Origin of the sequence: Pleomorphovibrio marinus (assembly GCF_003347495.1) — a bacterium.
In the GTDB taxonomy this organism is placed as follows: Bacteria; Bacteroidota; Bacteroidia; order Cytophagales; family Cyclobacteriaceae; genus Pleomorphovibrio; species Pleomorphovibrio marinus.
This window is the reverse complement of sequence record NZ_QCXY01000009.1, coordinates 43360-70251: the sequence shown is the minus strand read 5'-3', so window position 1 is coordinate 70251 and position 26892 is coordinate 43360. Positions and strand designations below refer to the sequence as shown.

Annotated in this window: 29 protein-coding genes and 4 tRNA genes; 32 read left to right on the top strand and 1 reads right to left on the bottom strand. The window is 44.7% G+C overall.

The window, feature by feature from the left end; all coding sequences use genetic code 11:
* Positions 1-5: 5 nt before the first annotated feature.
* A complete protein-coding gene (locus tag DB520_RS19485; RefSeq protein WP_114751453.1) occupies positions 6-500 on the bottom strand; it encodes an acetyl-CoA carboxylase biotin carboxyl carrier protein subunit in 495 nt (164 codons plus the stop codon).
* A 122-nt stretch (positions 501-622) separates the two neighbouring features.
* Between DB520_RS19485 and DB520_RS19480 the strand changes: the two genes are divergently transcribed.
* From DB520_RS19480 to rplE, 32 genes are all read left to right on the top strand, one after another.
* Complete coding sequence (locus tag DB520_RS19480; RefSeq protein ID WP_114751452.1) at positions 623-3226, top strand: M1 family metallopeptidase; 2604 nt, start codon at positions 623-625, stop codon at positions 3224-3226.
* Positions 3227-3362: 136 nt separating this feature from the next.
* A tRNA-Tyr gene (locus tag DB520_RS19475) sits at positions 3363-3445 on the top strand.
* Between the two features lie 194 nt (positions 3446-3639).
* Positions 3640-3712 (top strand) — tRNA-Gly (locus DB520_RS19470).
* 35 nt (positions 3713-3747) lie between these two features.
* Positions 3748-3819: transfer RNA gene (locus tag DB520_RS19465), tRNA-Thr, on the top strand.
* Positions 3820-3878: 59 nt separating this feature from the next.
* Positions 3879-5066 carry an elongation factor Tu gene (gene tuf, locus DB520_RS19460; protein WP_114751451.1) on the top strand — a complete coding sequence of 396 codons (1188 nt, stop codon included), beginning with the start codon at positions 3879-3881 and terminating at the stop codon, positions 5064-5066.
* Between the two features lie 116 nt (positions 5067-5182).
* Positions 5183-5253 (top strand) — tRNA-Trp (locus tag DB520_RS19455).
* Between the two features lie 83 nt (positions 5254-5336).
* Positions 5337-5525, top strand: a complete 189-nt coding sequence (secE, locus tag DB520_RS19450) for a preprotein translocase subunit SecE (protein WP_114751450.1) — start codon at positions 5337-5339, stop codon at positions 5523-5525.
* Positions 5526-5543: 18 nt separating this feature from the next.
* A complete protein-coding gene (gene nusG, locus DB520_RS19445) occupies positions 5544-6101 on the top strand; it encodes a transcription termination/antitermination protein NusG (protein WP_114751449.1) in 558 nt (185 codons plus the stop codon).
* A gap of 3 nt (positions 6102-6104) precedes the next feature.
* Positions 6105-6548 carry a 50S ribosomal protein L11 gene (gene rplK, locus DB520_RS19440; RefSeq protein WP_114751448.1) on the top strand — a complete coding sequence of 148 codons (444 nt, stop codon included), beginning with the start codon at positions 6105-6107 and terminating at the stop codon, positions 6546-6548.
* A gap of 10 nt (positions 6549-6558) precedes the next feature.
* Positions 6559-7257: a 50S ribosomal protein L1 gene (gene rplA, locus DB520_RS19435; RefSeq protein WP_114751447.1), complete on the top strand. Its 699-nt coding sequence runs from the start codon at positions 6559-6561 to the stop codon at positions 7255-7257.
* A 2-nt stretch (positions 7258-7259) separates the two neighbouring features.
* Positions 7260-7802, top strand: coding sequence for a 50S ribosomal protein L10 (rplJ, locus tag DB520_RS19430; protein WP_114751446.1), 543 nt, complete (start codon positions 7260-7262; stop codon positions 7800-7802).
* A gap of 53 nt (positions 7803-7855) precedes the next feature.
* Positions 7856-8236, top strand: coding sequence for a 50S ribosomal protein L7/L12 (rplL, locus tag DB520_RS19425; RefSeq protein WP_114751445.1), 381 nt, complete (start codon positions 7856-7858; stop codon positions 8234-8236).
* 155 nt (positions 8237-8391) lie between these two features.
* Complete coding sequence (gene rpoB / locus DB520_RS19420) at positions 8392-12267, top strand: DNA-directed RNA polymerase subunit beta (protein WP_114751444.1); 3876 nt, start codon at positions 8392-8394, stop codon at positions 12265-12267.
* 49 nt (positions 12268-12316) lie between these two features.
* Complete coding sequence (gene rpoC / locus DB520_RS19415; protein WP_114751443.1) at positions 12317-16627, top strand: DNA-directed RNA polymerase subunit beta'; 4311 nt, start codon at positions 12317-12319, stop codon at positions 16625-16627.
* 90 nt (positions 16628-16717) lie between these two features.
* Positions 16718-17047: a DUF3467 domain-containing protein gene (locus DB520_RS19410; RefSeq protein WP_114751442.1), complete on the top strand. Its 330-nt coding sequence runs from the start codon at positions 16718-16720 to the stop codon at positions 17045-17047.
* A 192-nt stretch (positions 17048-17239) separates the two neighbouring features.
* Positions 17240-17623, top strand: coding sequence for a 30S ribosomal protein S12 (rpsL, locus tag DB520_RS19405; RefSeq protein ID WP_114751441.1), 384 nt, complete (start codon positions 17240-17242; stop codon positions 17621-17623).
* A 23-nt stretch (positions 17624-17646) separates the two neighbouring features.
* Positions 17647-18114, top strand: a complete 468-nt coding sequence (rpsG, locus tag DB520_RS19400) for a 30S ribosomal protein S7 (protein WP_114751440.1) — start codon at positions 17647-17649, stop codon at positions 18112-18114.
* A 6-nt stretch (positions 18115-18120) separates the two neighbouring features.
* Positions 18121-20268 (top strand): elongation factor G, encoded by a 2148-nt coding sequence (gene fusA, locus DB520_RS19395; RefSeq protein WP_114751439.1) that lies wholly within the window; start codon positions 18121-18123, stop codon positions 20266-20268.
* A gap of 13 nt (positions 20269-20281) precedes the next feature.
* A complete protein-coding gene (rpsJ, locus tag DB520_RS19390) occupies positions 20282-20587 on the top strand; it encodes a 30S ribosomal protein S10 (RefSeq protein WP_010856297.1) in 306 nt (101 codons plus the stop codon).
* Positions 20588-20891: 304 nt separating this feature from the next.
* A complete protein-coding gene (rplC, locus tag DB520_RS19385; RefSeq protein WP_114751595.1) occupies positions 20892-21524 on the top strand; it encodes a 50S ribosomal protein L3 in 633 nt (210 codons plus the stop codon).
* Positions 21525-21528: 4 nt separating this feature from the next.
* On the top strand, positions 21529-22158 hold the full coding sequence (gene rplD, locus DB520_RS19380; protein ID WP_114751438.1) for a 50S ribosomal protein L4: 630 nt from the start codon (positions 21529-21531) through the stop codon (positions 22156-22158).
* A gap of 3 nt (positions 22159-22161) precedes the next feature.
* Entirely contained in the window at positions 22162-22449 is a 288-nt protein-coding gene (gene rplW, locus DB520_RS19375; RefSeq protein WP_114751437.1) for a 50S ribosomal protein L23, read from the top strand.
* 13 nt (positions 22450-22462) lie between these two features.
* Positions 22463-23287: a 50S ribosomal protein L2 gene (gene rplB, locus DB520_RS19370; protein WP_114751436.1), complete on the top strand. Its 825-nt coding sequence runs from the start codon at positions 22463-22465 to the stop codon at positions 23285-23287.
* 3 nt (positions 23288-23290) lie between these two features.
* The gene (rpsS, locus tag DB520_RS19365; RefSeq protein WP_106566639.1) at positions 23291-23569 is read left to right on the top strand and encodes a 30S ribosomal protein S19; all 279 of its coding nucleotides are present in this window, start codon (positions 23291-23293) and stop codon (positions 23567-23569) included.
* Between the two features lie 2 nt (positions 23570-23571).
* Positions 23572-23961 (top strand): 50S ribosomal protein L22, encoded by a 390-nt coding sequence (gene rplV, locus DB520_RS19360; RefSeq protein WP_114751435.1) that lies wholly within the window; start codon positions 23572-23574, stop codon positions 23959-23961.
* A 3-nt stretch (positions 23962-23964) separates the two neighbouring features.
* Positions 23965-24702, top strand: a complete 738-nt coding sequence (rpsC, locus tag DB520_RS19355) for a 30S ribosomal protein S3 (protein WP_114751434.1) — start codon at positions 23965-23967, stop codon at positions 24700-24702.
* Positions 24703-24724: 22 nt separating this feature from the next.
* Positions 24725-25144, top strand: coding sequence for a 50S ribosomal protein L16 (gene rplP / locus DB520_RS19350; protein WP_114751433.1), 420 nt, complete (start codon positions 24725-24727; stop codon positions 25142-25144).
* Between the two features lie 8 nt (positions 25145-25152).
* Positions 25153-25353, top strand: coding sequence for a 50S ribosomal protein L29 (gene rpmC, locus DB520_RS19345; protein ID WP_114751432.1), 201 nt, complete (start codon positions 25153-25155; stop codon positions 25351-25353).
* A gap of 1 nt (position 25354) precedes the next feature.
* The gene (rpsQ, locus tag DB520_RS19340) at positions 25355-25615 is read left to right on the top strand and encodes a 30S ribosomal protein S17 (RefSeq protein ID WP_114751431.1); all 261 of its coding nucleotides are present in this window, start codon (positions 25355-25357) and stop codon (positions 25613-25615) included.
* Between the two features lie 2 nt (positions 25616-25617).
* Positions 25618-25986 (top strand): 50S ribosomal protein L14, encoded by a 369-nt coding sequence (gene rplN / locus DB520_RS19335; RefSeq protein WP_114751430.1) that lies wholly within the window; start codon positions 25618-25620, stop codon positions 25984-25986.
* Between the two features lie 3 nt (positions 25987-25989).
* Entirely contained in the window at positions 25990-26334 is a 345-nt protein-coding gene (rplX, locus tag DB520_RS19330) for a 50S ribosomal protein L24 (protein ID WP_114751429.1), read from the top strand.
* On the top strand, positions 26327-26890 hold the full coding sequence (gene rplE / locus DB520_RS19325; protein ID WP_114751428.1) for a 50S ribosomal protein L5: 564 nt from the start codon (positions 26327-26329) through the stop codon (positions 26888-26890). The genes rplX and rplE overlap by 8 nt, the downstream gene beginning before the upstream one ends.
* Positions 26891-26892 lie beyond the last annotated feature (2 nt).

Below are 26892 nucleotides of genomic sequence, written 5' to 3'. Positions count from 1 at the left end.
TACCCCTAAAATTGGACCAATAATTGGTTTTTTTCCACCCCCTGGCCCGGGCTGACAAGGACTTTTTTGATTTCCCCGCTTTGGGGAGACTTGAGGGCATTTTCCATTTTCATGGCTTCAAGGACAAGTAATATTTCCCCTTTTTCCACATTCTGTCCTTCCTTCACCTGCACATCAAGGATCAGACCCGGCATCGGGGCCGTGATGTCGCTTATCTGTTGTTGCTTCAAGTGGTTCAACCCCAGTTTTTCTAGCAGCAGGTCCTGCTCGGTCTTGATGCTGAGAACTGCAATTTTGTTGTTCAAGGCCAAGGTCAGGGATTTATTGGCTTTGTCCCAGCTAAGTACCTCAAGCGTATAGGAACCTCCGCCTGCCAGAAGATGGTAAAAATTGGTTTTGATCTGGACAAGATCCCAATCTACGGATTGTTTATCTACCATGATTTTGCCCCCTTCTATCTGAGCCCCGAATGTGTCATCATTGATTTTTATCTCATACATTTTAGAGGATTTAGGATGATAATTGCAATAAGCCAATTAATTTTACTTTGTTTAATAAAGAATTTCCAAGTTAATAAAATTAGGACACTTACCTTTCTGAAATCAATATTTGCTGATCCAAGATGCGAAAATTACTTTGTTTACTAGTGATTACAGGTAGCATGTGCACTTTTCATGCCTGTAAAACCACCCAACCCGTAACGGAACCCACAGAGGAAACCCCCACCCAAGAGCCTGAAAGTGAAATCCCAGAGCTGCAGGATGAAAGCAAGGAGTTGGTACGGGAAAAGGAGAGAAAACTCCGGGAATACCAGGCCAGCAGAGAGCGGAAATTCGACTTGTTGCATTCCTCCTTGGATCTATCCTTTGATTTTGAGCGACAGCAGGTAGAAGGAAAGGCCTTGCTTAAGGTGAAGCCCTACTTTTTTCCCCAGAAGGAGTTAGCCTTGGATGCAAAAGATTTTGAAATCCATGATGTTTGGTTGGAAAGAGAAGAAGGGAGAGGGGCTTTGGCCTTTCGGTATGACCAGGAAAAGGTAAGCATCTTTCTACCTGAAACCTTTTCCTCCTCCGACACACTGGAAATTGGCCTAAGCTACACGGCAAAGCCAGAAGAAGGGGGGCGCGGAGGAAGTAAGGCGATTACCGACGCCAAAGGGCTCTATTTCATAAACCCAATGGGCAAGGAAGACAAGCCAACTCAAATTTGGACACAAGGGGAAACAGAACACAATTCGAAATGGTACCCTACCATTGACAGCCCGAACGAAAGGCATACCCATGATATCAAGCTGAGAGTGGAGGACCGTTACATTACTCTGAGCAATGGACAGTTGCAAAAGCAAACCCAGCATGAGGACGGCACCCGTACCGATCATTGGCTTATGGATATGCCGCACGCCCCCTATCTCGCTGCTTTGGTAGTGGGTGAGTTTGACCGGGTGGAGGATGAGTGGGAAGGGATGCCCGTTCATTATTATGTGGAGAAGGGCTATGCGGAAGGAGCCAAAAAAGTCTTTGGCGATACTCCTGAGATGATAGGTTTTTTTTCCGACCTTCTGGGGGTGAAGTACCCCTGGCAGCGGTATGATCAGGTAGTGGTGAGGGATTTTGTATCCGGCGCCATGGAAAACACTACTCTTTCTATCTTTATGGAATCCCTAAACCTAGACGAGAGGGAAGCCATAGACAGTGAATGGGACTACATTATAGCTCATGAGCTGTTTCATCAATGGTTTGGTAATCTGGTGACCAATGAATCCTGGTCTCATCTTCCACTAAACGAATCCTTCGCGGATTATTCGGAATACCTCTGGTTTGAATACAAGCAGGGAAAGGATGTTGCAGATTTACACAATCACACCGCCAGGGAGCAATATCTGTACGAAGCACAGGAGAAAAAAGAAGACTTGATCCGGTTTTTTTTCGAAGATGCTGAAGACATGTTCGATAGCCATTCCTATGCAAAGGGGGGGCGTGTCCTTCATATGCTCCGAAGGCACCTTGGTGACGAAGCATTTTTTGGCAGCCTTAACCATTACCTTACTAAGCATGCCTTTTCCAGTGTGGAGATACATGATTTGCGGTTGGCCTTCGAAGAGGTTACAGGTCAGGATTTAAATTGGTTCTTTAACCAATGGTTTTTAGGTGCAGGTCATCCCCTTCTGGAGGTAAACATGGACTATAGTGTTCCAGATAATGTTTTGCTTACTGTCTCTCAGCAGCAAGATTTGGTCGATACCCCTTTATACAGGCTTCCCTTTACCGTAAGCATCTATAAGGGTGGGGTCCGGGAGGAGAAGTCTTTTGTATTGGAGCAGGGAACGCAGTATTTTGCCCTTGAGAATGGAGATGGTACAGAACTTATACTTTTTGATGAGAGGATGGATTTGTTGGCTGAGCGGGAGACCTACCGGGGCAAGGAGATGCTCACGAAGCAACTCCGTATGTCGGAGAGCGGACTTGCCAGGTTGGAAGCCTTGGATAGCCTTACTTCAGATCATGCAGAGCAAGGGGATTGGTTACAGGACCTAAAGGCTTCCCTAAATGATTCTTTCCATGAGGTAAGGGGTTTAGCAATTTCTAGAATAGGCCAGGTGTTTGATTCAGAAACGGTTTCCGATGAATTGGAGGGGAAATTGGTGGAAATGGCCAAAACCGATGAAAGCAATGAAGTTCGTGCAGCTGCTATTGACCTATTGGCAAAGACAAACGGGGAGCGACATATGGGGTTGTTTGAAGAGCTTATCGAGGAGGCTTCCTATGTAGTGGAGGGTGCGGCATTGATGGGTATCATGGATCAGCCGGGTAATCTGTCCTTAAAGCGTGAGCTTCTCGACAGGTTGGAGGAGGAATCCAATATAAGAGTGGTAGTTCCACTGGCCGACTTCATGACCAATGAGCAGCTTTCTGACCGATCGGGGTGGTTTCATAGGAAGCTAGACCAGTTATCTGGGGAAAACCTGTATTATTTTATAGGTTATTATGGAGATTACTTCTCAAGCGTTCCTGGTACCGAAAAGGAAAAGGCACTGGAGAACCTCCTTAATTTGGCTGCCGATCACAAGGCCAACTACATTAGGTTGACTGCTTTCCAGTCCCTTTTTGGGTTTATCGATGAAGGGGATGTCTTACAAAGAGTGATTGAAATACATGCCAACGAAGAAGACGAAATGGTAAGAAACTACCAGGGATTTTTCCTGGAGCCCTACCTGGAGGAAAATTAAAACCCTGAGCGATAAAATGATAAATTGTTAGGCCTGTTAAAACCATTTTTTTTCATGAGAATGTTTTGAATGTTTCAGAAAAGCATATAATTTTGCCATCCATTCAGACAGACCTGTGGTTTGTCTGTTATAAGTTGGGGGAATACCAAAGCGGCCAACTGGGACGGACTGTAAATCCGTTGACTTATGTCTTCACAGGTTCGAATCCTGTTTCCCCCACAACAACTACTTGAATCTTTCATAGTTGGATGGTTTAATTTGGAAAATTAGACTACCTTTGTATTCCTAAATTATACCAAGCTGTGATGCTGGGGCAATTTGAATGAGTTTATTGACGGGAGTAGCTCCTCTCGATGGCTATCGGGAGAAAGAGTGGCAGCCGTTTGTGAATTGAAATAGTGAATATCAGATAAGCGGGAGTAGCTCAGTTGGTAGAGCGGCAGCCTTCCAAGCTGCAGGTCGCGGGTTCGAGCCTCGTCTCCCGCTCTATGTTCTTTATATAGGGCATAATAATGTAATTAGCCGACGTAGCTCAGGGGTAGAGTGCTTCCTTGGTAAGGAAGAGGTCACGGGTTCAAATCCCGTCGTTGGCTCGATACATTGATTTTAAAAAAAGAAATTTTATCATTAACTAAACAAAGGATTTTCACGCATGGCAAAAGCAACCTTTGACCGTTCCAAACCACACGTTAATATAGGTACGATTGGTCACGTCGATCATGGTAAGACCACTTTGACTGCTGCCATTACTACTGTATTGGCCAGAAAAGGTCTTTCTGAACTTAGAGATTTTGCGTCTATCGACAACGCTCCCGAAGAGAAGGAAAGAGGTATCACCATCAACACTTCCCACGTGGAGTATCAAACAGAAAGCAGACACTACGCGCACGTTGACTGTCCAGGCCACGCTGACTATGTGAAGAACATGGTAACAGGTGCTGCCCAGATGGACGGTGCCATTTTAGTGGTTGCGGCAACAGATGGACCTATGCCTCAAACGAGGGAACACATTCTACTTGCCCGTCAGGTAGGTGTGCCTGCACTTGTAGTTTTCATGAACAAAGTGGACTTGGTCGATGACCCTGAGTTGCTTGAGCTTGTAGAGATGGAAGTGAGAGAGCTTCTTTCCTTTTATGAATTCGACGGCGACAACATTCCTGTTATTGCTGGTTCTGCCCTTGGCGCGCTTAATGGCGAGGAAAAATGGGAAAACACCGTTATGGAATTAATGCAGGCGGTAGATGATCATATTCCTCTTCCTGAAAGAGCTATAGACAAGGATTTCTTGATGCCTGTGGAAGATGTGTTCTCTATCACAGGTCGTGGAACAGTTGCGACTGGTAGAATCGAAAGAGGAGTAGTAAACTCTGGAGAAGGTGTTGACATCATCGGTATGGGCGCAGAGAACCTGAAGTCTACCGTGACTGGTGTTGAAATGTTCCGTAAGATTTTGGACAGGGGTGAAGCTGGTGACAACGTAGGTTTGTTGCTTAGAGGTATCGAAAAGTCTCAGATCAAAAGAGGGATGATCATTTGCAAGCCTGGATCTGTGAAGCCCCACGCTCACTTTAAAGCGGAGGTTTACGTTCTTTCTAAAGAAGAAGGAGGCCGACATACCCCATTCTTCAACAAGTACCGACCACAGTTCTACTTAAGGACTACAGACGTTACTGGTGAGATCAAATTGCCAGAGAATGTGGAAATGGTTATGCCTGGAGACAACATCACTATAGAAGTAATATTAATCAACCCAGTAGCTCTTGAGAAAGGACTTAGGTTTGCGATCCGTGAGGGTGGCAGGACTGTGGGTGCCGGACAGGTTACTGAGATTCTGGATTAATTCAGCTAAAAGCTTGATAAATATGACAATGCGATTCTGAAAGTATTCGGAATCGCATTTGTTTCTTTGGACTTTGTTCACTACTTTTGCGTTCCGTAAAAATGGGCAGGGTTCATACGGGCGTAGTTCAATGGCAGAATAGCGGTCTCCAAAACCGTTGATGGGAGTTCGAATCTCTCCGCCCGTGCTACACCTTCCCGTAAACCATGTCGAGGCAATGGATCTATTCTGCGTTTGCACCCAGAGGGAGGGCATTTAAAATAATGTAAAATGAATGTTAAGAATTTTGTAGTAGAATCCATCGACGAGATGAAGAATAAGGTCACTTGGCCGAAATATTCTTCCTTACAGAACAGTGCTGTTTTGGTACTCGTCGCTTCTTTGATTTTCGCCTTGGTAATCGGATTAATCGATTTATCATTCGAAAATGTGATGACATGGTTTTATGATTTATTCTAATTGAATCTAAGTTACGTAATGGCGGACCACAAATGGTATGTGCTTAGGGTAGTTGCCGGGCAAGAGAAGAAGGCTAAAACATATTTAGACAACGAAATTGCCAGGCAAAAGCTTGAGGATTATATTCCTGAAGTTTTGATACCCTCAGAAAAAGTGTATGAGATGCGCAACGGCAAGAAGCGTGTCCGGGAGAGGAACTTCTTCCCCGGCTATGTCTTGGTAAATGCAGATCTCGGCCATGGGGAAGCCAACCACGTAATTACGAGTATTCCGGGAGTGATCGGTTTCTTAGGGTCAAACCAAGGGGGGGCTTCCAAAACCCCTGAGCCATTACGTCAGTCAGAAATCAACCGTATCTTAGGTAGGGTAGAGGAGATTGATGAGTTTGCAGAGAAACTAGAAACACCATTTATAGTTGGGGAGACCGTAAAAGTAATGGACGGTCCTTTCAGTGGGTTCTCGGGAACAATAGAAGAGGTGTTTGAAGACAAGAAGAAGCTAAACGTTATGGTGAAGATCTTCGGTCGGAACACGCCTGTAGAGTTAAACTTTATACAAGTAGAAAAACAAGACTAGGAAATGGCTAAAGAAATCACTGGTTATCTGAAATTACAGGTGAAGGGTGGCCAGGCTAATCCATCTCCTCCGGTTGGTCCGGCTCTTGGTTCCAAGGGTTTGAACATCATGGAGTTCTGTAAGCAGTACAATGCCAGGACTCAGGACAAAATGGGTCAGGTACTTCCCGTGCTTATCACGATTTATTCGGATAAGTCTTTTGACTTTGTAGTTAAGACCCCTCCCGCAGCGAATATGCTACTTGAGGCAGCAAAGATCAAAGGAGGTTCTTCGGAACCCAACAGGAAAAAAGTTGGCGCCGTTTCCTGGGATCAGGTGAAGGAAATTGCAGAGGTTAAAATGCCTGATTTAAATGCTTTTGAAGTGGAATCCGCCATGAAGATGATTGCGGGCACCGCCAGAAGTATGGGAATTACAGTTTCAGGAAAAGCTCCTTGGGAGGATTAATCAAAGAAAAATGGCTAAGTTAACGAAAAAGCAAAAAGAAGCGCTTTCTAAATATGATGCTAGCCAAGCGTATTCCCTGGCAGAAGCTTCTACCATAGTGAAAGACATCACCAAAGTGAAGTTTGATGCTTCCGTGGATCTGGACATCCGTCTGGGTGTGGATCCCCGAAAAGCAGATCAAATGGTAAGAGGTGTGGTGGCACTTCCGCATGGTACAGGTAAGGACGTAAGGGTTCTCGTATTGTGCAGCCCTGACAAAGAAGAAGAAGCCAAGGAAGCCGGAGCCGATTACGTAGGTTTGGATGATTACATCGCCAAAATCGAAGGAGGATGGACAGATATTGACGTGATCATCACTACCCCAAACGTTATGGCGAAGGTAGGTAGGCTAGGTAGGGTATTGGGCCCAAGGGGTTTAATGCCTAACCCCAAGGCGGGTACTGTTACCCTGGATGTGGGAAAAGCAGTAAAAGAGGTTAAAGCAGGTAAGATCGACTTTAAGGTGGACAAGTTTGGCATTTTACATGCTAGCGTCGGAAAGGTATCTTTTTCTCCGGAAAAAATACATGAAAATGCCATGGAGTTAATCCAAACTGTCTCCAAGTTGAAGCCCACTGCCTCTAAAGGAACATATTTCAGAAGTATTCACCTTTCTAGCACCATGTCTCCGGGCATCAACATAGACAAGGGAAGTATTCAAGGTATATAATCATGACCAAAGAAGAAAAAAAATCCATCATTGAAGGACTTACAGAGAAGTTTAAGGAAACCCCGCATTTCTATATAACAAATGCTTCCGGATTTTCTGTGGCTCAAGTAAACGCCTTCAGAAGGATGTGTTTCGAAAAAGGTATCGAATACAAGGTGTATAAAAACACCCTGATAAAAAAGGCACTGGAAAATTTGGATGCCGATTATCAGGAGTTTAGCGATACCACATTGAAGGGGTTTTCAGGAATTCTCTTCTCCACTGAGGTAGCCAACCTCCCCGCTAAGGTGTTGTTGGACTTCAGGAAAAAGCTTGGTGCCAAAGAGAAGCGGCCCTTGTTTAAAGGTGCCTCCGTGGATGGCGGTGACCAATACCTTGGAGAAGAAACCTTGGAAATGCTTTCCAAACTCAAATCTAAAGAAGAACTCCTAGGAGAAATTATTTCTTTGCTCCAATCCCCTGCCAAAAATGTGGTATCTGCCCTTCAAAGTGGACAGAACACCTTGGCCGGCTTGGTCAAAGCTTTATCCGAAAAGGAATCTTAATCACACACAGTTTCAATTAGTCTTAAAAAAACAACAATTAAATATTTAATAAAATGGCAGATCTTAAAGCATTCGCTGAGCAGTTAGTAAACTTGACTGTTAAAGAAGTAACTGAGTTGGCCGCAATTTTGAAGGATGAATATGGTATTGAGCCTGCCGCTGCCGCTGCTACTGTAGTAGCTGGAGGTGGTGCTGCTGGTGACGGTGCCGCAGAGGAGGAAAAATCCTCCTTTGATGTAGTCTTAAAAGCTGCTGGTGGACAAAAATTGGCCGTGGTAAAATTGGTGAAAGAATTGACCGGGCTAGGCTTGAAAGAAGCAAAAGAAGTAGTAGACAGTGCTCCTAAAGCTGTGAAAGAAGGCGTAAGCAAAGAAGAAGCTGAAGCTCTTAAGAAGCAACTTGAAGAAGCCGGTGCTGAAGTAGAATTGAAATAAAATTGCATAGCCTTCCTGTGAGGAATGGTTATCAAGGATTAGACCTGACTTTTCAGTCAGGTCTTTTCCTGTTTATGGGCAATTAAATAATTGCACTTTTCGTAGTGTAAATTGTCCTATAATAATATTAATTATCACTAAAAAAATATACTGCCTTGGCTATCCAGAATCAAACCGAAAGGAAAAGTTTCTCATCTATAAAGGTAGTCAAAGACTATCCCGATTTTCTTGACATCCAACTTCAGTCCTTCAAGGATTTTTTCCAGTTGGATACCCCCGCGGAAAAAAGAAGACAAGATGGTCTTTTCAAGGTGTTTTCTGAAAATTTCCCCATCAGTGACTCCAGGGAAAATTTCACCCTTGAATTTATCGACTATGCCGTTGATCCTCCGAAGTACAACGTCTCCGAGTGTATAGACAGAGGGTTGACTTACTCTGTACCCCTAAAAGCAAAACTCCGGTTACTTTGCTCGGATGAGGACAACGAAGATTTCGAAACCATTGAACAAGAAGTGTTCTTGGGGAACCTTCCCTACATGACTGAAAAGGGATCTTTTGTCATCAACGGCGCAGAGCGAGTGATTGTCTCTCAGCTCCACCGTTCGCCTGGGGTTTTCTTCGCCCAAAGTAAGCATACCAATGGCACCAAACTTTATTCCGCTAGGATCATTCCTTTTAAGGGATCCTGGATAGAGTTTGCTACTGACATTAACAATGTGATGTATGCATACATCGACAGGAAGAAAAAATTCCCTGTAACCACCCTACTTAGGGCTATTGGGTATGGCTCTGACAAACAAATACTTGACCTTTTTGGTCTTTCTGAAGAGGTGGAAGCTAAATCTTCCAACCTCAAAAAAGTGATAGGAAGAAAACTCGCGGCACGTGTGCTGAGAACTTGGGTGGAGGATTTTGTGGATGAAGACACTGGAGAGGTGGTTTCCATTGACAGAAACGAGGTGTTGCTAGAAAGGGATTCCATCCTGATGGATGAGGATATTGAACTTATCTTGGACTCAGGCACCAAATCCATTATCCTTCACAGGGAAGATGTGAATGTGGCTGACTATTCCATTATCTACAATACCCTACAAAAGGACAACTCTAATTCTGAAAAAGAGGCAGTGGAGGTGATCTACAGGCAGCTTAGAAATACGGAGGCTCCTGATGAAGCCACTGCCAGGGAAGTAATTCATGGCCTTTTCTTCTCGGATAAGCGTTATGACCTCGGTGAGGTGGGAAGATATAGGATCAACAAGAAATTAGGGTTGGATATAGATTCCCTAAAAATTGTTCTTACTACTGAAGATATTATCTCTATTGTAAAATACCTGATTGGATTAATCAATTCCAAGGCTGTAGTGGATGATATTGACCACTTGAGCAATAGAAGGGTAAGAACAGTGGGAGAGCAGCTTTACAGTCAGTTTGGAGTAGGTTTGGCGCGGATGGCCAGAACCATCAGGGAAAGGATGAACGTAAGGGACAACGAGGATTTCAAACCCGTTGACTTGATCAACGCGAGGACACTTTCCTCAGTGATCAATTCCTTCTTTGGAACCAACCAGCTTTCCCAGTTTATGGACCAAACTAACCCCTTGGCGGAATTAACCCACAAACGTAGGCTTTCAGCTTTGGGACCTGGTGGTTTATCTAGGGAAAGAGCAGGCTTTGAAGTTAGGGATGTTCACTATACGCACTATGGAAGGCTTTGTACTATCGAAACCCCTGAAGGGCCAAATATTGGTCTGATTTCTTCCCTTTGTGTGCATGCCAAGGTAAATACGATGGGATTCTTGGAGACCCCATACCGAAAAGTTTTCGATGGAAAGGTGAGCATGAACCCATCCGATATCGTATTCCTTACCGCAGAGGAGGAGGATGATAACAATATTGCTCAGGCCAATGCGCCATTAGATGATGGGGGTAGTTTTGTCAACGATAGGGTAAAAGCTAGGTTTGAGGGGGACTTTCCCGTATTGGAGCCCAATGAAATCTCCTACATGGACGTGGCACCTAATCAGATTGTATCGGTAGCGGCCTCCCTTATTCCTTTCTTGGAGCATGACGATGCCAACCGTGCCCTGATGGGATCCAATATGCAACGCCAGGCAGTTCCCTTACTGAAAGCTGATTCCCCTATAGTGGGAACTGGCCTAGAAGGTAAGGCAGCCATTGATTCCAGGTCTCTTATCTTGGCGGAAGCCGATGGAGTTGTGGATTACGTGGATGCCAAAAAGATAGTAATCAAGTATGATTTGTCCGATGATGAGTTGTTGGTGAATTTCAGCGATGAGTACAAAACCTATGAACTCACCAAGTTTAGAAGGACAAATCAAGACACTACCATCAACCTCAGCCCCATTGTACTGAAAGGACAGCGGGTGAAGAAGGGTCAGGTATTAGTGGAAGGTTACTCCACAAATAATGGGGAGCTTGCTTTGGGTAAAAACTTGCTGGTGGCCTACATGCCATGGCAAGGATATAACTTCGAGGATGCCATCGTGATTTCCGAGAGGGTAGTAAGGGAGGATGTTTTTACCTCCATACATATCGAGGAATTTCAATTGGAAGTTCGTGACACGAAAAGAGGAGAGGAGGAACTTACTTCCGAAATCCCGAATGTCTCTGAGGATGCTGTAAAAAATCTGGATGAGAACGGAATTATCAGGATAGGTTCTGAGCTTAAGGAAGGGGATATAATTATTGGTAAGATTACCCCTAAAGGTGAAACTGATCCTACCCCTGAAGAAAAGCTGCTTCGAGCCATATTTGGCGACAAGGCAGGTGATGTGAAGGATGCTTCCCTAAAAGCTTCACCATCTCTAAATGGAGTAGTGATTGAGACCAAACTCTTCTCCAGACCCAAGAAGGACAAAGACCTCAGGGCCAAGTCCAAAGCTGAGGTGGAAAAGCTTAAGCAAAAGTACAGCAAAGACTTGCTCGGCGTAAGGGCCAGGATGATCAATAAATTGGTGGACATATTGGAGGATAAGACCTCCAATGGAGTCAAGCACAAGTTTGGTGATGAGATCATAAGTAAAGGGGTGAAGTTCAATAGACAAAATATTGAAAACAACCTTTTCCCACCGAAAAACCCTTACAGGGACGAAAGTAACTATAACGTAGCAGAAGAGGCTAACCTCATATCTGATATTATTTTGGACGATTGGACCAATGATGAGCACATCAATGAGTTGGTTCAACGTCTGGTTAAAAACTATACCAATACCAGAAATGAAATTTCCGGTATCTTCAAGAGGGATAAATTTACCTTGGAAGTAGGGGACGAGCTTCCCGCAGGAATAGTACAGTTAGCCAAAGTTTACGTGGCCAAGAAGCGTAAGCTCAAGGTGGGAGACAAGATGGCAGGACGTCACGGCAACAAGGGTATTGTGGCCAAGATCGTTAGAGACGAGGACATGCCATTCCTGGAAGACGGAACTCCAATGGATATCGTACTTAACCCCTTGGGTGTGCCTTCCCGAATGAACATTGGACAGATATTTGAGACTGTTTTGGCATGGGCAGGGATGAAGCTAGGGAAAAAGTACGCTACCCCGATTTTCGATGGAGCTACCACGGAAGAAGTGGCTGCGGAACTGAAAGCAGCAGGTTTGCCTTCATTTGGAAGGACTTATCTGCATGACGGTCTTTCTGGGAAACAGTTTGATCAGCCCGTTACAGTTGGGATTTCCTACATGTTGAAACTTGGGCACTTGGTAGATGACAAGATGCACGCAAGATCCATTGGTCCTTATTCCCTGATCACGCAGCAACCCTTGGGTGGTAAAGCCCAGTTTGGTGGCCAGCGATTTGGAGAGATGGAGGTTTGGGCATTGGAAGCCTTCGGTGCATCACATGTTTTGCAAGAAATCCTTACCGTAAAGTCGGATGACGTGATCGGAAGGGCAAAAGCCTATGAAGCCATTGTAAAAGGAGAAAATTTGCCGAAGCCAAATATTCCTGAATCCTTCAATGTTTTGGTGCATGAGCTAAGAGGGCTTGCACTTGAGATCACTCTTGACTAAATTAGACACTTTAGGGCCTCAGGGCCCATCAACAACACACAAATAGCTTATGGCGTTCAGAAAAAATAAAAAGCTAAATAACGACTTTTCCAGGGTCACCATTAGTTTGGCTTCACCTGAGTCCATATTGGACAGTTCGCATGGTGAAGTTACCCAGCCGGAAACCATCAACTACAGAACATACAAACCAGAAATGGGGGGGTTGTTTTGTGAGAGGATTTTCGGTCCGGTAAAGGACTGGGAATGTCATTGTGGGAAATACAAGCGCATTAGATATAAAGGGATTATTTGCGACCGTTGTGGGGTGGAAGTAACCGAAAAGAAGGTAAGGCGCGAGAGAATGGGGCACATAGAGTTGGTGGTTCCCGTGGCGCATATCTGGTACTTCAAGTCCTTGCCAAATAAGATAGGCTACCTGTTAGGGCTGCCTACCAAAAAGCTGGACCAAATAGTCTATTATGAACGATACGTAGTCATCCAAGCTGGTCTTAAAGGAGAGGATGGATTACAATATTTGGATTTCCTTACCGAAGACGAGTATTTGGACATCATGGATAAGCTTCCAAAAGAGAACCAAACTCTTGATGATGATGACCCAAATAAGTTTATAGCTAAAATGGGTGCAGAGGCATTGGAGATGCTGTTGGCAAGGTTGGATTTAGATGATCTTTCCTATAGCCTAAGGCACCAGGCTGCCACTGACACTTCCCAGCAAAGGAAGGCCGAGGCATTGAAAAGGCTCAAGGTTGTGGAAGCGTTCCGTGATGCTAGAACTAGGATAGAAAACCGCCCTGAATGGATGATTGTAAGGATGGTACCCGTTATTCCACCGGAATTGCGACCCTTGGTGCCCCTGGACGGGGGCAGGTTTGCTACCTCTGACCTTAATGACCTGTACAGAAGGGTGATCATCCGTAACAACAGGCTGAAGAGACTTATAGATATTAAAGCTCCTGAGGTAATACTCAGAAATGAGAAGCGTATGCTTCAGGAAGCAGTAGACTCCTTGTTTGACAACTCCAGGAAGGTAAACGCTGTAAGGTCTGATGGTAACAGAGCCCTTAAGTCACTTTCTGATATGCTGAAAGGTAAGCAAGGAAGGTTCCGTCAAAACTTACTAGGTAAGCGGGTGGATTATTCAGGCCGTTCTGTGATCGTGGTTGGCCCGGAGTTAAAGTTACACGAATGTGGCCTGCCAAAGAATATGGCGGCGGAACTTTTCAAACCCTTTATCATCAGGAAATTGATTGAAAGGGGAATCGTGAAAACCGTAAAATCCGCCAAAAAAATTGTGGATCGTAAGGATCCCGTTGTTTGGGACATTTTGGAAAATGTACTGAAAGGTCACCCTGTTTTGCTTAACAGGGCGCCTACACTGCACAGGCTGGGTATCCAGGCTTTCCAACCCAAGCTTATAGAAGGAAAGGCCATACAGTTGCACCCCTTGGTGTGTACCGCATTCAACGCCGATTTTGATGGTGACCAAATGGCCGTGCACGTGCCCTTGGGACACGATGCGATCATGGAGGCAGCTACGCTAATGCTTTCCTCTCACAATATCCTAAACCCCGCTAATGGGGCACCTATTACTGTTCCTTCTCAAGACATGGTATTGGGGCTTTATTATGTGACCAAGGGTAAGCATTCCACTCCCGAAGACCCAGTCGAAGGGGAAGGAATGACCTTCTATGGAGAAGAAGAAGTACTCATTGCATTGAATGAAGGCAGGATATCCAAGCATGCCCACATCAAATGTAAGGTAATAGTACGGGATGAGAATGGAGAGTTGGCGCATAAAATTATAGAAACAGTTGCAGGAAGGTTGATTTTCAACCAATACGTGCCCTTAGAGGTGGGTTTTGTAAATGAGCTCCTCACCAAGAAAAAGCTTCAACAGATCATTGCTGATGTAGTTAAAATCTGTGGTATATCAAGGACAGCTCACTTCCTGGACGACATCAAGGAACTTGGGTTCCAAATGGCTTACCAGGGTGGACTATCCATGGGATTGGATGATGTTATCATCCCTGTGGAGAAGGATACCCTTATAGACAAGGCCAAGACTGATGTGGATCAAGTTTGGAACAATTATCTGATGGGATTGATCACCGACAATGAAAGGTACAACCAAGTAATTGATATTTGGACGCGAACCAACTCCAACCTTACCAATATCCTGATGAGGAAAATGGAGGAGGACAACCAAGGGTTCAACGCGATTTTCATGATGATGCACTCTGGAGCTAGGGGTTCTAGGGAGCAGATTCGACAGCTTGGAGGGATGAGAGGACTGATGGCCAAGCCACAGAAAAACCTCCAGGGTTCTGTTGGTGAAATTATCGAAAACCCAATCCTATCCAACTTTAAGGAAGGATTGGACGTATTGGAGTATTTCATTTCCACGCACGGTGCTAGAAAAGGTCTTGCGGATACAGCCCTGAAAACTGCGGATGCGGGTTATCTCACCAGAAGATTGGTAGACGTCGCCCAGGATATGATCATTTCCGAGGAAGACTGCGGAACCCTTAGGGGATTGGTGGTACAAGCCTTGAAAGATAACGATGAAATTGTAGAACCCCTTTCTGAACGGGTGGTAGGAAGAATTGCAGTACACGATGTAATTGATCCCATCTCCGAAGAAATCATCATCAGTTCCGGCGAGGAAATCAATGACGCTCTTGCGAAAAAGATTGATGAGTCGGCTGTAGAAGAAATAGAGATTCGTTCTGTACTTACTTGTGAAACTAGGAGGGGTGTCTGTGCCAAATGTTATGGCAGGAACCTTTCAACTGGAAGAATAGTACAAGTGGGCGAGTCAGTGGGTGTAATTGCTGCTCAATCCATTGGAGAGCCGGGTACACAGCTTACCCTAAGAACCTTCCACGTAGGAGGTACTGCTTCCAATATTTCCGTAGAGGCCAGCATCAATGCCAAATTTGATGGTATGGTGGAATTTGAAGAAGAACTTCGATGGATCCATACCACCAATAAGGACGGAGAGGATGTTGCAATAGTGATGGGTAGGTCCGGTGAAATCAAGATTAATGACTTGAAATCCGGAAAAACCCTTGTTTCCAACCACGTTCCTTACGGTGCGGTATTGAATGTGAAGGATGGGCAGAAGATTGCCAAGGGAGAATCCCTCTGTACTTGGGATCCCTACAATGCCGTTATCCTGTCCGAGTTTGACGGTAAGGTTTCCTTTGAGTCTATCATAGAAGGTGTGACTTATAAGGAGGTTGCTGATGACCAGACGGGCTATCGCGAAAAAGTAATCATTGACACCAAGGATAAGACCAAAAACCCTGCGGTAGTAGTGAATTATGGGGATGAGTCAAAAGCTTATAATATTCCAGTGGGAGCCCACCTTTCTGTAGAAGAAAAGGATGAAGTGAAAGCAGGTCAGGTACTGGTGAAAATTCCAAGGTCTGTGGGTAAAACCAGAGATATTACTGGAGGTTTGCCAAGGGTAACCGAACTCTTTGAAGCGAGAAACCCATCAAACCCTGCCGTGGTTTCTGAAATTGACGGTGTGGTAAGTTATGGAGGTATCAAACGTGGTAACAGAGAAATCTTTATCGAGTCTAAGGATGGCGTAAGGAAGCGATATATGGTTTCCCTTTCCAAGCATATTCTTGTGCAGGAGAATGACTTTATCCGGGCCGGTGAGCCTTTATCTGATGGGGCTATTACCCCGAATGATATCCTAAACATCAAAGGGCCCACTGCGGTTCAGGAATATCTCGTGAATGAGATTCAGGAAGTATACCGACTGCAAGGTGTGAAAATCAATGACAAGCACATTGAGGTTATTGTTAGCCAAATGATGCAGAAGGTGGAGATTTTGGATGCCGGAGATACTGGTTTCCTTCAAAACCAAATTGTGGATAAATGGGCTTTCAGGGAAGAAAACGACATGATACTGGATAAGAAGGTGGTCATGGAGTCTGGTGAATCAGCTACCTTGAAACCCGGTATGATCATCACTGCCAGAAGGTTAAGGGACGAAAACTCATCCCTAAAAAGGAAGGACCTTAAAGTGGTACAGGTAAGAGATGCTCAAGCAGCTGTTTCTCAGCCTACCCTACAAGGGATCACTGCTTCATCCCTAGGCACAGAGAGTTTCATCTCCGCGGCTTCCTTCCAGGAAACCACTAAAGTGCTTAGTGAGGCGGCCATCAGAGGTAAGCGTGACGAATTGCTTGGGCTTAAAGAAAACGTTATTGTAGGGCACCTAATCCCTGCTGGTACAGGGCAAAGGCCTTTCAATAGGATGATCGTAGGTTCCAAGGAAGAATACGAATTGCTAACGGCAGAGAAGGAGGCTAGCGTGAAGAGGTCCAAGGAAGCCGTAAAGTAAAGTGGAATAATATCATTGCATAATGAAGAATAATTAAGGCCTGTATGTTTTGTGCAGGCCTTTTTTTATCTCAACCTAAAGAAAATAAAGATGGAAGACAACAAAGAAAAGCCAGCGGGTAACCAAAACCAGATTAATGTGGAACTTTCGGATGAGGTTGCGGAGGGTACCTATAGCAATTTAGCCATGATTGCACATTCCCATTCCGAATTTGTAGTCGACTTTATCCGGCTTATGCCCGGTATCCCCAAGGCCAAGGTGAAGGCCCGAATTATCATGACACCTGATCATGCCAAGCGTTTATTGGCGGCGCTGAAGGACAATATTGAGAAATACGAAAAGGCATTTGGGAAAATAGAAAATGGACAAGAGCCGCCTCAATTTCCCCTGAACTTTGGGGGGTCCCATGGGGAGGCCTAAGGATGCTTTTGTTGGTGCCGAAGGAATGTTTGATCCCAAAGCCATATGCCTGTCCTTCCCAAATATTTGATAGGATATAATGCAGAACTACAAGTAAAATATAAGTCCTTAATTTTGTTTGTTTTATTGATTTGTTTACCTTTGCAGTCCAAAAAATAAAAGTTTAAAGCAGAAAAATAATTGTAACAGTTAATGCCTACTATACAACAGTTAGTTAGAAAAGGTAGAAACACCCTAGAGACCAAGTCCAAATCAAGGGCCTTGGATGCGTGTCCTCAGCGCAGGGGTGTGTGTACCAGGGTGTACACAACTACCCCTAAGAAGCCTAACTCAGCCATGCGAAAGGTGGCCAGAGTGAGGTTGACCAATGGAAAAGAGGTTAACGCCTATATTCCAGGAGAGGGACACAACTTACAAGAGCACTCCATCGTGCTGATCCGGGGTGGAAGGGTGAAAGATCTTCCCGGAGTAAGGTACCATATCATCAGGGGTGCATTAGACACCGCCGGGGTAAAAGACCGGAAACAAGGCAGGTCTAAATATGGCGCTAAGCGACCCAAGGCGGCCAAAAAATAAGCATTAAAAACGACAACTAAGAAATGAGAAAAGCAAAACCAAAAAAGAGGTATATTCTTCCCGATCCCAAGTTCAACGATACCTTGGTGACTAGGTTTGTGAACTGTCTTATGGTAGATGGGAAGAAAAGTATTGCCTACAAAATTTTCTACGACGCCATAGAGAAAGTAGAAGAAAAAGTAGGTGAGAATGGTCTTGAGGTTTGGAAAAAAGCGCTTAACAATATTACTCCAGCCGTAGAGGTAAAGAGTCGTAGGGTTGGAGGAGCTACATTCCAGGTACCCATGGAGGTAAGGCCTGATAGAAAAGTATCTTTGGGGATCAAGTGGATGATCACCTTTGCCAGAAAAAGAGGGGAAAAAACCATGATGGACAGGCTAGCAGGTGAAATTATGGCTGCATCCAAAGGGGAGGGAGCCGCTGTGAAGAGAAAGGACGATACACATAGGATGGCTGAAGCCAACAAAGCATTCTCGCATTTTAGATTTTAATATATAATGGCTAAGAAAGACTTAAAGTATCTAAGAAATATCGGCATCATGGCTCACATTGATGCCGGAAAGACGACTACTTCTGAGCGGATATTGTACTATACAGGAATCTCTCACAAAATAGGCGAAGTGCATGACGGTGCGGCTACCATGGACTGGATGGAGCAGGAGCAGGAAAGAGGGATTACCATTACCTCGGCTGCCACTACCACCAAATGGAAGTACCCTACCATACAGGGACTTGCCAATGACGATACTAAAGATTATCAGATCAACTTGATAGACACCCCCGGCCACGTGGACTTTACCGTAGAGGTGGAGCGTTCCCTAAGGGTACTTGACGGTGCTGTGGCGCTTTTTTGTGCGGTATCTGGGGTTGAACCCCAATCTGAAACAGTCTGGAGACAGGCTGACAAATATAAAGTACCAAGAATCTGCTTTGTGAACAAAATGGATCGTGCTGGTGCTGATTTTTTTAACGCCGTAAAAGAGATTAAGGATAAGTTGGGAGCCAACCCTGTGCCTTTGCAAATTCCAATTGGTGCGGAGGAAACTTTTAAGGGGGTAGTGGATCTTATCACCAACCAGGCTATAGTGTGGAATGAGGAAGACCAAGGGATGACCTATAAGGTGATTGACATACCCGAGGACATCAAAGAGACCGTTTCTGAGTATAGACAAAGCTTGGTGGAGCAGGTGGCTTCCTATGATGAGGAATTAATGGAAAAGTTCTTTGAGGACGAGAACTCCATTACCAAGGAAGAAATGATGACTGCTATCCGTAAAGCAGTAATCAATATGGATTTTTCCCCTGTACTTTGCGGATCTGCTTTCAAAAATAAAGGAGTACAGGCTCTTTTGGATGCCGTAATCGCTTACCTTCCTTCTCCACTTGACCTTCCTCCTGTAAAAGGTACAGATCCGGATACGGAAGATGAGGTCTCCAGAAGTGCGGATTCTGATGATCCCTTTGCCGCTTTGGCTTTTAAAATCGCTACAGACCCCTTCGTTGGGCGCTTGGCATTTATGAGGGTATATTCCGGAAAACTGGAATCTGGATCTTATGTGTTTAACACAAGAACCAGTAAAAAAGAAAGAATTTCCCGATTGCTTCAGATGCACTCCAACAAACAAAACCCCATAGACAGGGTGGAAGCTGGTGACATTTGCGCAGGAGTTGGATTTAAGGATATCAAGACAGGAGATACCCTTTGTGATGAAAAACATAAGGTGGTATTGGAGGAAATGACCTTCCCAGAGCCGGTGATCGGTTATGCCATTGAGGCAAAGACACAGGCTGATGTGGATAAGTTGGGTATGGCCATCTCCAAGTTGGTGGAAGAAGATCCCACCCTTCACGTGAACACCGACCATGAAACCGGTCAGGTTATTCTGAGAGGTATGGGTGAACTTCACCTTGAGATCATCATTGATCGTTTGAAAAGGGAATTCAAAGTAGAAATAAACCAAGGAGCCCCACAGGTGGCTTATAAAGAAGCCCTGTTTGCTACTGTTGAACACAAAGAAGTGTACAAGAAGCAGACTGGTGGTAAAGGAAAATTCGCCGATATCGTATTTGAGATCGGGCCTAAGGAACCAGATCCAGAGACCAACGAAATTAAGCAGGGTCTTGATTTCGTGAATGGCATCGTGGGTGGTGTAATTCCTAAGGAATTCATCCCTGCCATCCAGAAAGGTTTTAACGAGGCCATGAAAAATGGGCCTTTGGCTGGCTACCCAATTGAGGCAATGAAAGTTAGGCTTTTCCATGGATCCTTCCACGATGTGGATTCCGATTCCCTGTCCTTTGAAATGGCAGCAAGAATAGGATTTAAGGATGCAGCCAAAAAATGTAAGCCCCAGCTACTTGAGCCTATCATGGCTGTAGAGGTAGTGACTCCGGATGAATATACAGGACCTATTACAGGTGATCTTAATAGGAGAAGAGGCTTAATGAAGGGCATGGACACCAAGGGTGCAGCCACAGTAATCAAAGCTTCTGTACCTTTATCGGAGTTGTTTGGTTACGTGACCGACCTTCGAACCATTTCTTCAGGAAGGGCTTCGGCTTCCTTGACGTTCTCACATTATGATCCCGTGCCTAACAATATTGCTGAAGGCATCATTGCCAAGGTAAAAGGTGAAAAGGCATAAATTCCAGTAGAAGATGAATCAGAAAATAAGAATAAAGCTTAAGTCTTACGATCACAGCCTGGTGGATAAGTCATCAGAGAAAATCGTAAAAGCCGTGAAGTCCACGGGAGCCGTGGTGGTGGGGCCCATTCCATTGCCAACGAAAAAGGAGAAGTTCACGGTATTGAGATCTCCTCACGTAAACAAGAAATCCAGGGAGCAGTTTCAACTTTGCACCTACAAGAGGCTAGTGGATATTTATTCCAATAGTTCAAAGACGGTAGATGCATTAATGAAAATAGAACTGCCTAGTGGAGTGGATGTTGAAATAAAGGTTTGACCTTATAATTCTCATAGGGAAGAGAGACCTGTGCCTTTGTTGGGCACAGGTCTTTTCTTATCTGGAGTCAGGCCTAGTTTAGGATGTTACGGAATAGAATTTCGTTTGCTCAAACCGTACAAACCCAACTTTCCTTTTAAGGATGGGGGTAATGGGGTAGGCATTCGAAATAAATTTCCAGTAATTAATTGAAAATATTAAACTTGGGTTTTGCAAGGTATGGGTAATTTGCTAACTTTGAAGTCCTTTAAAAGGACACAAGCGTCTAAACGCCTGTGTATCATTGAGTATTATACAACAGAAGATGTCTGGAATAATAGGTAGAAAAGTAGGAATGACTAGCATTTTCAGTGCCGATGGACGAAATGTCGCATGCACGCTAATAGAAGCTGGTCCTTGCGTAGTGACGCAAGTAAAAAATGTTGACACAGACGGGTACAACGCTGTACAGTTGGCGTTTGGTGAGCGGAAGGAGAAAAATACTCCTAAGCCGTTGATTGGCCATTTCAAGAAGGCCGGAACCACGCCAAAGCAGAAAGTTGTTGAGTTTAGGGATTTCCGTATTGAGTTTGAAGGCCAGGTTGACCTTGGCAAAGACGTCATTGCGGATCAGGTATTCCAGGAAGGTGATTTTGTGGATGCCATTGGTACTTCCAAGGGAAAGGGTTTTCAAGGTGTAGTTAAGCGTCACGGATTTGGCGGCGTAGGGGGTCAAACCCACGGGCAGCACAACCGTCAACGTCACCCTGGTTCCATAGGAGCCTGTTCTTGGCCCTCCAGGGTTTTCAAGGGCATGCGAATGGCAGGCAGGACCGGTGGTGACAGGGTAAAAATCCTTAACCTGAAAGTGTTAAAGATTTACCCTGAGAAGAACCTCCTCCTAGTGAGTGGGTCTGTACCTGGGCCGAAAAATTCTTTTGTGATCCTAGAGAAGTAAGAAAATGGAATTATCAATCATAAAAAATAACGGTGAAGATACCGGGAGGAAGATTAATCTTTCTGACGATATCTTCGGCATCACGCCCAACGACCATGCCATCTATTTGGACGTAAAGCAATACATGGCCAATCGTCGGCAAGGTACGCACAAGGCGAAGGAAAGGGCAGAAATTGTCGGATCCACCAAAAAGATCAAAAAGCAAAAAGGTACTGGCGGCGCCAGGGCTGGTTCTTTGAAATCCCCCATATTCAGAGGAGGAGGAAGGGTTTTCGGCCCTCGCCCTAGGGATTATTCTTTCAAGCTGAACAAGAAATTGAAACAGTTGGCAAGGAAATCTGCTTTGGCATATAAGGTTAAAGAAAACAATGTTTTTGTGTTGGAAGACCTGTCCTTTGACACTCCAAAGACCAAGAATTACATCAACCTACTGTCAAGTCTTTCCCTTTCGGACAAGAAGACTTTATTGCTTATGCCGGAAGTCAACAGGAATGTGGTACTTTCCAGCAGGAATGTACCCATGGCAAAGGTGATGGTAGTGTCCGATCTCAACACCTATGAATTGCTTCATGCAGACAGTTTGGTGCTTTGCGAAGGTGCTGTTAGTAAATTAGAAACCCTATTTTCAAAGTAAACCATGGAAATACTAAAAAAGCCTTTGATAACGGAGAAAATATCGGCCATGAATGAGAGGGGCGTGTATGGTTTTATCGTAGAGAAAAGAGCCAAAAAGCCACAGATCAAGAAGGCCGTGGAGGATATGTACGGAGTGAAAGTGGTTGCGGTACGTACCATGAAGTACGCCGCTAAGAAGAAGACCAGATATACAAAAACCAAGATCGTTTCCGGTTACACCAACGCCTTTAAGAAGGCCATTGTGCAAGTGGCGGACGGTGAGATAATCGACTTTTACGGAGAAATTTAATTGAATCAGAATCATGGCAGTTAAAAAATTAAAACCTGTAACTCCAGGTACCAGATTCAGGGTAGCTCCTTCCTTTGACGAGATCACCAAGTCAAAGCCGGAAAAAAGCTTGCTGGCACCATTGAAGAAATCAGGTGGACGAAACCATACAGGAAAAATGACCGCCAGGTATATTGGCGGAGGACATAAGAGAAGACTGAGAACAGTGGACTTCAAGCGGGACAAAGATAATGTGCCTGCTGTAGTGAAGGCCATAGAATATGATCCCAACAGGACTGCAAGGCTAGCATTACTCTATTATGTGGATGGCGCAAAGGCTTACATCATAGCTCCTGAAGGTCTAAAAGTAGGTCAAAAGATAGTGTCTGGGGAAATTGTTCCACCAGAATTGGGCAATGCCATGCAGATGAAAAACATACCATTAGGTACCATCGTGCATAACATTGAACTCAAGCCCGGTAAGGGTGGTGCTATGGCCAGAAGTGCTGGTGGATATGCACAAATTGTGGCAAGGGAAGGTAAATACGTGACCGTAAAACTTCCTTCTGGTGAAATGAGAATGGTATTGGGATCATGCAAAGCCACCATCGGGACGGTATCAAACTCAGACCACATGAACGTGGTTTTAGGAAAAGCCGGCAGAAACAGATGGTTAGGTAGAAGACCCAGGACAAGAGGAGTCGCGATGAACCCGGTAGATCACCCCATGGGTGGTGGTGAAGGTAGGTCATCTGGAGGTCACCCCAGGTCTAGAAATGGATTACTTGCCAAAGGTAAGAAAACCAGGTCCCGTAAGAAGTACTCCAACAAATTTATCATCAGCAGAAGAAAGAAATAATTTATGGCACGTTCGTTAAAAAAAGGACCTTATATAGAGCATCATTTAGCCAAGAAGGTGGATGCCATGAACGAATCCGGAAAAAAATCTGTGATCAAAACATGGTCAAGGAGGTCAATGATCTCTCCGGATTTCGTGGGGCATACTTTTGCTGTACATAACGGCAACAAGTTCATCCCCGTATTTGTGACCGACAATATGGTAGGCCATAAGTTGGGTGAATTTGCGCCAACCCGGAATTTTAGGGGCCACATCGCCAAAAAAGATAAAGGTAAGAGATAATCATGGAAGCAGTAGCAAAATTAAAAAACGTTCCTACCTCTCCTCGGAAAATGCGGCTTGTGGCCGACTTAATCAGGGGAAAAAGAGTAGGGCATGCCTTGAATATTCTTAAGTTCACTCCCAACCATGGTTCCATCCGGTTAGAGAAGCTTTTGCTTTCAGCCATTGCAAACTGGCAGGCAAAAAACCCAGATGAGAAACTGGAGGATGCGGATCTGTATGTTAAAACCATCTTTGTGGATGGGGGCCGTATGCTTAAGCGCCTAAGGCCTGCACCCCAGGGTAGGGCACATAGGATACGCAAAAGATCAAATCACGTAACCCTGATAGTGGCAGCAGCCAGTGAAGGAGTTACCGCTGAGGTTGTTGAATCAAACGAAAAAGAAGACTAGAGTATGGGACAAAAAGTAAACCCTATAGGTTTAAGGCTTGGTATCATTAAGGGTTGGGACTCTAACTGGTATGGCGGCAGGGACTTTGCCGACAAGCTGTATGAAGACCAAAAGATACGGAATTATGTACATGCCCGAATCCCAAAAGGAGGGATTTCAAAGGTAATCATAGAGCGTACCCTTAAAAGAATCACATTGACCATACAAACGGCTCGCCCCGGAGTGGTGATTGGAAAAGGCGGTTCAGAAGTGGACAAACTTAAAGAAGAGCTCAAAAAGATCACCAACAAGGACGTTCAGATCAATATTTTTGAGATCAAGCGCCCGGAGATGGATGCTAAATTGGTAGGAGAATCCATTGCACAGCAATTGGAGGCAAGGATCTCTTTCCGTAGGGCGATGAAACAGTCTATCGCGGCTACCATGCGAGTGGGTGCTGAAGGTATAAAAGTAAAGCTCTCTGGAAGGCTTGGTGGCGCCGAAATGGCCCGGTCCGAGATGTATAAAGAAGGCAGGATCCCATTGCACACCATTCGTGCAGATGTGGATTATGCTATTTCTGAAGCACATACCATCTATGGTATTATTGGTATCAAGGTATGGATATTCAAGGGAGAAGTATATGGTAAGCGTGACCTTTCCCCAAATGCCGGTGCCATAGGTGACGCAAAAGGAGGTGCTCCTGCTGGAAACAGAAGAAGAAGAGAAGGCGGACCGAAAAGAAGAAAGAGAAGCAACTAATTTTCATCCAAATTGAGGAATCATGTTACAGCCAAGAAGAACTAAATATAGAAAGATGCAGAAAGGCCGGGTGAAAGGTATAGCTCAACGTGGGCATACCTTGGCATTTGGAAACTTTGGCATCAAGTCGTTGGAAGCAGGATGGATCACTTCCCGTCAGATTGAGGCAGCACGTATTGCCATGACAAGGGCAATGAAAAGGGAAGGACAGGTTTGGATCAGGATTTTTCCTGACAAGCCCATCACCAAAAAGCCTGCCGAGGTACGTATGGGTAAAGGTAAAGGAGCCCCTGAATATTGGGTTGCGGTCATTAAGCCAGGGACCATCCTTTTTGAAGCCACAGGAGTAAGTATGGAGGTTGCGCAGGAGGCCTTAAGATTGGCACAGCAAAAACTTCCTGTCAGTACTAAATTCACAGTGCGTAGAGAATACGCCGGATAATCACAGAGATGAAAAATTCTGAAATCAAAGCATTAACGGAAAGCGAAATCAATGAACGCATCCTTGCTGAGCAGGAAAATCTGACCAAGCTGAGATTTGCTCATGCCATTTCTCCCATAGAGAACCCTAATAGAATCAGGCAGTCAAGAAAGCTCATCACAAGGTTGAAGACTTTTTTGACGCAAAAACAAATGGCTAAACAAGATTAAAATGGCTACAGAAAGAAACCTGCGTAAGGAAAGAATAGGAAAGGTAGTTAGCAATAAGATGGACAAATCCATTACAGTAGCTGTAGAAAGAAGGGTGAAACACTCCATCTATGGCAAGTTTATGGGTAAGACTACCAAATTTATGGCTCATGACGAAAAGAATGAATCCAATGAGGGAGACCTCGTAAGGATCAGTGAGACTCGTCCGCTGAGTAAGCAAAAGCGTTGGAGATTAGTAGAAATTATTGAAAGGGCTAAGTAACCATGATACAACAAGAATCTAGATTGAGTGTCGCGGATAATTCAGGTGCCAAAGAGGTGCTTGTCATCCGTGTATTGGGAGGTACCCGAAGACGGTATGCCTCCATAGGAGATAAAGTAGTAGTTACAGTAAAGTCAGCCCTTTCTTCCAGCAGTATGAAAAAAGGAACCGTTTCCAAGGCGGTTATCGTGAGAACAAGAAAGGAGATCAGAAGAAAAGATGGCTCCTATATCCGGTTTGAAGACAACGCTGCGGTGCTACTTAACAACAACGATGAACCCCGGGGTACTCGGATCTTTGGACCTGTTGCAAGGGAACTTAGAGAAAAGCAGTTTATGAAGATTGTTTCACTGGCCCCTGAAGTATTGTAAGAAATGGAAAGAAAATTCAATAAGCAACCAAAACTGCACATCCGTACTGACGACACCGTTATGGTGATCTCAGGAGATGAAAAGGGCAAGAAGGGTAAAGTACTTTCGGTGGACTTCAAAAAGAGAAGGGCATTAGTGGAAGGGCTAAACATTGTCACCAAACATGTGAAACCCACCGCCAACAAGCCCCAAGGAGATATTCAGAAAAAGGAAGCCCCAATACATGTGAGCAACCTGATGCTGGTAGATCCTAAATCTGGTGAAGCCACCAAAATCGGCCGCAAGAAAAATGACGACGGTAAGTTAGTTAGGTATTCTAAAAAAACTGGGGAGGTGATCAATGGCTAATCCTAGATTAAAAGATAAATTTGTAAAGGAAATATCTTCGGACTTAAAGGAGAAATTCCAATATAAATCCGTGATGCAGGTACCGAAGTTGACCAAAATTGTGATCAACAAAGGAATTGGTGCAGCTGTAGCGGACAAGAAATTGGTTGACCAGGGGGTGGAAGAACTTTCCATCATCACAGGACAAAGAGCAGTGGCTACCAAGGCAAAGAACTCCATTTCCAACTTTAAATTGAGAGAAGGAATGCCAATTGGGGCTAAAGTGACCCTACGGGGTAACAGGATGTACGAATTCTTGGATAGGCTGGTAGCAATAGCACTTCCTAGGGTTAGGGATTTCAAAGGGATTTCTGACAAAGGATTTGACGGAAGGGGCAACTACACTTTGGGGATAGAAGAGCAGATTATTTTCCCTGAGATAAGCATTGATAAGGTGGCTCGTATCTCCGGTATGGACATCACTTTGGTTACCTCTGCAGAAACCGACGAGGAAGCTCACGCTTTGTTGAAAGCCCTTGGTATGCCATTTATTAGTAACAATAAAGAGAAAAATTAATT